The organism is Burkholderia sp. E168m23, assembly GCF_016586125.1.
In the GTDB taxonomy this organism is placed as follows: domain Bacteria; phylum Pseudomonadota; class Gammaproteobacteria; order Burkholderiales; family Burkholderiaceae; genus Burkholderia; species Burkholderia orbicola.
In genome coordinates this window covers 1-5,963 of record NZ_BCPP01000407.1, presented here as the reverse complement: position 1 = coordinate 5,963, position 5,963 = coordinate 1, and the positions used below count along the sequence as shown (strand labels likewise).

The following is a 5,963-nucleotide window of genomic DNA, read 5'->3' as shown; positions in this document are numbered from 1 at the left end:
CAGTTCGACGTGAGGCAGCACCACCAGTTGAGGCATGTTCGTTCCGTCAGTCAGGGTGCGGCGCCGCGCGCCGCACGTTCATCATCGCGCGGGCCGTTGCCGGCCGATGCGCGGTTCGTGGGTTCAGATCTCGTCGAGCCGGCGGCCCGACAGCGCGCGCTTGATGCTCTTGTCCATCCGGCGCGCCGCAAATTCGTCGGTACCGTCGGCCAGCGCCTTGGTCGCCGCTTCGATCGCCTGCGTATCGTCGCCCTGCGCGACCGCGCGCAACGCCGCGGCCAGCGCGTCGACCTGCGCGCGCTCGTCGGCCTCGAGCAGTTCGCCGTCGGCCGCCAGCGCGGCCTGCGTCGCCTCGAGCATCCGTTCGGCCTCGACCTGCGCTTCGCGCAGCGCGCGGGCCCGCATGTCGATTTCGGCGGTCTTGAAGCTGTCTTCCAGCATCTTCGCGATGTCGTCGTCGGCGAGGCCGTACGACGGCTTCACGACGACCGATGCCTCGACGCCCGACAACTGCTCGCGTGCGAACACCGACAGCAGGCCGTCCGCGTCGACTTGATACGTCACGCGAATGCGCGCGGCGCCCGCCGTCATCGGCGGAATGCCGCGCAGCTCGAAGCGCGCGAGTGACCGGCAGTCGGCGACGAGCTCGCGCTCGCCCTGCACGACGTGGATCGCCATCGCGGTCTGGCCGTCCTTGAAGGTCGTGAATTCCTGCGCACGCGCGATCGGAATCGTCGAATTGCGCGGAATGATCTTCTCGACGAGGCCGCCCATCGTCTCGACACCGAGCGATAGCGGAATCACGTCGAGCAGCAGCCAGTCGTCGCCGGTGCCGCGATTGCCCGCGAGCAGATCGGCCTGGATCGCCGCGCCGAGCGCGACGACCTGGTCCGGGTCGAGGTTCACGAGCGGCGGCTGGCCGAAATACTTGGCGACCGCGTCGCGGATCACCGGCATGCGCGTCGCGCCACCGACGAGCACGACGCCCTTGATGTCGGCCGGCGTGACCTGCGCATCGCGCAGCGCCTTGCGGGTCGGCGTGAGCGTGCGCTGCACGAGCGGCTCGACGAGCGACGCGAAGGTATCGTGCGAAATCGTCTGCACGAGGTGTGCGCCGCTCGACAGCGTCACGTCGAGCGCCGCTTCGGGCGCCGACGACAGCGCTTCCTTCAGCACGCGCACCCGATCGAGCAGCAGGCGCACATCTTCGGGCGCGAGCGTCTTCGCGTCGATCCCGGCCTGCGCGAGCACGTGGCCGAACAGCGCGTGGTCGAAATCGTCGCCGCCGAGCGCGGAATCGCCGCCCGCGGCCAGCACCTCGAACACGCCCTTGGTCAGCTTCAGGATCGACAGGTCGAACGTGCCGCCGCCGAGGTCGTACACCGCGTACAGGCCTTCGGCCGCGTTGTCGAGGCCATAGGCAATCGCCGCGGCGGTCGGTTCGTTCAGCAGGCGCAGCACGTTGAGGCCCGCGAGACGCGCGGCATCCTTGGTCGCCTGGCGCTGCGCATCGTCGAAGTAAGCGGGCACCGTGATCACCGCGCCGACCAGATCGTCGCCGAGCGAATCTTCCGCGCGATAACGCAGCGTCGCGAGAATCTCGGCCGACACTTCGACCGGGCTCTTCACGCCGTCGATCGTACGGATCTGCACCATGCCCGGCGCATCGACGAATTCGTACGGCGCGTTCGCCGCGCCTTCGACCTCGGCCTTGCCGCGGCCCATGAAGCGCTTGACCGACACGATCGTGTTGCGCGGATCGGTCGCGGCCTGCTCCTTCGCTTCGTGGCCGATGCGGCGGCCGCCCTTCTCGAGGTAACGGACCACCGACGGCAGCAGCACGCGGCCCGCTTCGTCCGGCAGGACTTCGGGCACGCTGTTGCGCACGGCGGCGACCAGCGAGTTCGTCGTGCCGAGATCGATCCCGACGGCGAGTCGCCGCTGGTGCGGCGCCGGCGCCATGCCCGGTTCGGAAATTTGCAGTAAAGCCATCTTGGTTCGTTCGGGCGCTCGGCCCGTTTGCTGCGCGTGCCGCAAGGCACGCGGTTAAGTTTCGAGGCGCTCGATCTGCGCGCCCACTTCCGACGCGACCCGTTCGATGAACATCAGCTGGCGCACGGCTTCCGCGGCGGCCTGGTCGGCGCCGCTGTCGAGCAGCGTGCCGAGGCGCTCGACGCGCACGCGCTTCTCGTCGCGCAGCTCGGCGAGCAGCGCATCGAGCGCGTCGACGTTGCGGGCGGCCGCGGCATCCTCGATGCCCTCGCGCCACTCCATCTGCTGCATCAGGAACGCAGGCTCCATCGCCGTGTTGTTTTCCGCGCCGATGTCGACACCGCGCAGCGACAGCAGATAGGACGCGCGCTTCAACGGATCGCGCAGCGTGCGGTACGCCTCGTTCGCGCGAGTGGCCCATTGCATCGCGATACGCTTTTGCGCGTCGCCGGCCGCCGCGAAGCGGTCGGGATGCACCTGCGTCTGCACCGTCCGGTAGGCGGCGTCGAGCGCCGTCTCGTCGAGCGCGAATTGCGCCGGCAGGTGAAACAGATCGAAATGGCTGTCTTTCAGCGAAACCATCGTCGCGTTCAATTCCGGTTCGTCGTGCGGCAAACGCCGCACATTAAAAAGGCGGCCCGTGCCGCCTCTTGCCCGCATCGCGCGGAGGGAGCCGCGTCACACGCGGAACGATTCCCCGCACCCGCACTCGTCCTTCACGTTCGGGTTGTTGAACTTGAACCCTTCGTTCAGGCCTTCGCGGGCGAAGTCGAGCTCGGTGCCGTCGATATACGCGAGGCTCTTCGGATCGACGACGACCTTCACGCCATGGCTCTCGAACACCTGATCCTCGGGAGCCAGATCGTCGACATACTCGAGCTTGTACGCGAGCCCCGAGCACCCGGTCGTACGAACGCCAAGCCGCAGGCCCACACCCTTGCCGCGACGGACGAGGTATTTCTGAACGTGCTGTGCTGCTTTTTCGGTCAGTGTAATTGCCATGATGTCCTTGCCGCGGCGCCCCACTCGGAGGCCCCGCGTTTCCTTCCCTAGCCGCTCGATGCCGCTCAGGCTGCTGCCTGATCGCTTTCCTTGGTGTCGTGGCGCTTCTTGTAGTCGGCCACGGCTGCCTTGATCGCGTCTTCCGCGAGGATCGAGCAGTGAATCTTCACCGGCGGCAGCGCGAGTTCTTCGGCGATCTGCGTGTTCTTGATCGACAGTGCCTCGTCGAGCGTCTTGCCCTTCACCCATTCGGTGACGAGCGAGCTCGATGCGATCGCCGAACCGCAACCGTAGGTCTTGAACTTCGCGTCTTCGATCACGCCGTCCGCGCCGACGCGGATCTGCAGCTTCATCACGTCGCCGCATGCCGGCGCGCCGACCATGCCCGTGCCGACCGTGTCGTCGTCCTTCGCGAACGAACCGACGTTGCGCGGGTTTTCGTAGTGATCCAGAACCTTGTTGCTGTAAGACATGACTCAGACTCCTTGACTCGTTACGTCTGCGTGCGTCAATCCGCCCGCGGTTGCATTCAATGCGGTATCAGTGTGCGGCCCATTCGATCGTCGACAGATCGATGCCTTCCTGGTGCATTTCCCAGAGCGGCGACAGTTCGCGCAGCTTCGCGATCTTGCTGTTCAGCAGGTTGATCACGAAGTCGACTTCCTGCTCCGTCGTGAAACGGCCGACCGTGAAGCGGATCGAGCTGTGCGCGAGCTCGTCGTTGCGGCCGAGCGCACGCAGCACGTACGACGGCTCCAGCGACGCCGACGTGCACGCGGAGCCCGACGACACCGCGACGTCCTTGATCGCCATGATCAGCGACTCGCCTTCGACGAAGTTGAAGCTGATGTTCAGGTTGTGCGGGACACGGTGATCCATGTCGCCGTTCACGTAGGTTTCCTCGATCTGCGACAGGCCGCGCAGCAGCTTGTCGCGCAGCATGCGGATGCGCTCGTTCTCGGTCGCCATTTCCTCGCGCGCGATGCGGAACGCTTCACCCATGCCGACGATCTGGTGCGTCGGCAGCGTGCCCGAACGCATGCCGCGCTCGTGACCGCCGCCGTGCATCTGCGCTTCGATGCGCACGCGCGGCTTGCGGCGCACGTACAGTGCGCCGATGCCCTTCGGGCCGTAGGTCTTGTGTGCCGAGAACGACATCAGGTCGACCTTCAGCTTCGCGAGGTCGATCGCGACCTTGCCGGTCGACTGCGCGGCATCGACGTGGAACACGATGCCCTTCTCGCGGCAGATTTCGCCGATCGTCTCGATGTCCTGGATCACGCCGATCTCGTTGTTCACGTGCATCACCGACACGAGGATCGTGTCCGGGCGCAGCGCGGCCTTGAACACGTCGAGGTCGATCAGGCCGTCATCCTTCACGTCGAGATAGGTGACTTCGAAACCGTCGCGCTCGAGCTCGCGGCACGTATCGAGCACGGCCTTGTGCTCGGTCTTCACCGTGATGATGTGCTTGCCCTTGCCCTTGTAGAAGTTCGCGGCGCCCTTGATCGCGAGGTTGTCCGACTCCGTGGCGCCGGACGTCCAGATGATCTCGCGCGGGTCGGCGTTCACGAGTGCGGCCACCTGTTCGCGCGCTTCCTCGACTGCACGCTCCGCGTCCCAGCCGTAAGCGTGGCTGCGCGACGCCGGGTTGCCGAACTGCTCGCGCAAGTACGGCACCATCTTGTCGACCACGCGCGGATCGACGGGCGTCGTCGCGCTGTAATCCATATAGATGGGCAGGTGGAGAGTCTCTTGGGTCATCTGTCGCTCCGGGTATTCTGTGCAGGGACTATGTGCGTTATGGGGTATGGCGGGCGCTTTCGCGCTCACGAACTCGCGATGTTGAACACCGAATTGGGGCCGAGCGGCATCGTGCGCACGGGCTCGGCCGGTGCGGCGACGGGCTCCGGCGCGCGACGGTCGCGCAGCACCGCGGGGGCGCCCTCGCGTGCGCGCTGCTGATCGACGAGATCCTGCAGCGACACCGAATCGAGGTATTCGACCATCTTCTGGTTCAGCGTCGACCACAGCTCGTGCGTCATGCAATGGCCGTCGGGCTGCTTCGAGCCGTCGCACGTGCCTTTGCCGCCGCACTGCGTGGCGTCGAGCGGTTCATCGACCGCGATGATGATGTCGGCAACGGTGACGTCCTGCGCGCGACGCGCGAGGTTGTAGCCGCCGCCCGGGCCGCGCACGGATTCGACGATTTCATGCCTGCGCAGCTTGCCGAACAGCTGTTCGAGATACGAGAGCGAAATCCGCTGGCGCTGGCTGATGCCTGCAAGCGTCACCGGGCCCTGCTCCTGGCGCAGTGCCAAGTCAATCATCGCCGTGACGGCGAAACGGCCTTTGGTGGTGAGTCTCATGGTGTCTAGGGGACTGCAATCTTGACGATTTTGGTCAAGTATAAATATTTGACGTTTTTAGTCAAGTATCCATGTCTTTGAAAGGGTATTCGCAGGCCGCTGAATAGCGTGCGGTCAGTGCGCCGTGCGTGCGCGCAGCGTCTCCAGCAGACCCGCGCATGCGCGCTCGACCTGGTCGAGCACCTGCTCGAAGCCTTGCGCGCCGCCGAAATACGGATCGGCCACTTCGGTTTCGGTCGCGCCCGGCGCGAATTCCATCAACAGGCGCACTTTCTCGCGGTGCTGCGGCGGGCAACGGCGGCGCAGTTCGGCGAGATTCGCCTCGTCCATCGCGAGCAGCAGGTCGAATTGTTCGAAATCCGCCGCGCTCACCTGCCGGGCGCGCAGCGCCGACAGATCGTAGCCGCGGCTGCGGGCCGCCGCCTGCGCCCGCGTATCGGGCGGCTCGCCCACGTGCCAGTCGCCGGTGCCGGCCGAATCGATCGCGATCCGGTCGGCCAGCGCGGCCGCGTCGACCTGGTGGCGCATCACGCCTTCCGCGGTGGGCGAACGGCAGATGTTGCCGAGACAGACGAAACAGATCGCAACGCGGGTCATCGC

At 66.1% G+C, this 5,963-nt stretch carries 7 protein-coding genes; all 7 read right to left on the bottom strand.

What is annotated here, in order from left to right:
- Positions 1-123 precede the first annotated feature (123 nt).
- The 7 genes from hscA to JMF90_RS20445 all read right to left on the bottom strand — a co-directional run bounded on the left by hscA (position 124) and on the right by JMF90_RS20445 (position 5,960).
- Positions 124-1,992 (bottom strand): Fe-S protein assembly chaperone HscA, encoded by a 1,869-nt coding sequence (hscA, locus tag JMF90_RS20475; RefSeq protein WP_054927961.1) that lies wholly within the window; start codon positions 1,990-1,992, stop codon positions 124-126.
- A 54-nt stretch (positions 1,993-2,046) separates the two neighbouring features.
- Positions 2,047-2,574 carry a Fe-S protein assembly co-chaperone HscB gene (hscB, locus tag JMF90_RS20470; protein ID WP_006491598.1) on the bottom strand — a complete coding sequence of 176 codons (528 nt, stop codon included), beginning with the start codon at positions 2,572-2,574 and terminating at the stop codon, positions 2,047-2,049.
- Positions 2,575-2,670: 96 nt separating this feature from the next.
- A complete protein-coding gene (gene iscA / locus JMF90_RS20465; protein ID WP_011549461.1) occupies positions 2,671-2,994 on the bottom strand; it encodes an iron-sulfur cluster assembly protein IscA in 324 nt (107 codons plus the stop codon).
- A 65-nt stretch (positions 2,995-3,059) separates the two neighbouring features.
- On the bottom strand, positions 3,060-3,467 hold the full coding sequence (gene iscU / locus JMF90_RS20460) for a Fe-S cluster assembly scaffold IscU (RefSeq protein WP_006478389.1): 408 nt from the start codon (positions 3,465-3,467) through the stop codon (positions 3,060-3,062).
- Positions 3,468-3,534: 67 nt separating this feature from the next.
- Complete coding sequence (locus JMF90_RS20455) at positions 3,535-4,758, bottom strand: IscS subfamily cysteine desulfurase (protein WP_011549460.1); 1,224 nt, start codon at positions 4,756-4,758, stop codon at positions 3,535-3,537.
- A gap of 65 nt (positions 4,759-4,823) precedes the next feature.
- Entirely contained in the window at positions 4,824-5,363 is a 540-nt protein-coding gene (gene iscR, locus JMF90_RS20450) for a Fe-S cluster assembly transcriptional regulator IscR (RefSeq protein WP_006401955.1), read from the bottom strand.
- 114 nt (positions 5,364-5,477) lie between these two features.
- Positions 5,478-5,960, bottom strand: coding sequence for a low molecular weight protein-tyrosine-phosphatase (locus JMF90_RS20445; RefSeq protein ID WP_011549458.1), 483 nt, complete (start codon positions 5,958-5,960; stop codon positions 5,478-5,480).
- Positions 5,961-5,963 lie beyond the last annotated feature (3 nt).